Source organism: Mesorhizobium sp. M4A.F.Ca.ET.020.02.1.1 (assembly GCF_004022645.1).
Taxonomy (GTDB): domain Bacteria; phylum Pseudomonadota; class Alphaproteobacteria; order Rhizobiales; family Rhizobiaceae; genus Mesorhizobium.
The window spans coordinates 1-487 of the sequence record NZ_RZOI01001376.1 but is presented as its reverse complement, the minus strand read 5'-3'; the positions used below and the strand labels follow the sequence as shown (position 1 = coordinate 487).

Genomic DNA, 487 nt, shown 5'->3' with positions numbered 1-487 from the left:
ATATGGGAGCGTGCGGCTTGTGAGCAGCCTCAAAGAGGATGTCAGGCTCATCGCGAAACGAGGTGATGCCATCGGCATCGAGCACCAGCCCGTCGATCCCGCTGGCCGCACCTTGCAGTCCAGCCCTCAGTATCGCCAAGGCAAGATCCCGTGTCCTTTCGCCAACGCCGAAGCCAGGTCCGAGGACAAAGGCCGACGGCCGCCGTTCGCCGATGAAGTCGTTCAGGTCGACGACAGTGTCGGTCCTGCGCAACATGATCGAAGTCAGGTGCGCGGCATTCGCCTGCATGGCGTTCGCTGGCGACAGCACGGTCACCCCCCCTGCCCCTGCCCGCGCGGCGGCAAGCGCCGACAAGCGCGCGGCGCCGGTTGCGGACGGCCCGCCGGAAAACACACCGACATGGCCGCGATTGTATTTATGCGCGTCGGTGGCCGGGACTGGAAAATCAGCTCGCCAGAGCGAGGGGGTGTTCTCGAACGTCGACAC

Annotated in this window: 1 protein-coding gene; it reads right to left on the bottom strand. The window is 65.1% G+C overall.

Annotation, left to right across the window (positions count from 1 at the left end; genetic code table 11):
• Window positions 1-487: NAD(P)H-hydrate dehydratase (locus tag EN742_RS37230; protein WP_281035078.1), on the bottom strand; the 487-nt coding region annotated here is incomplete at both ends.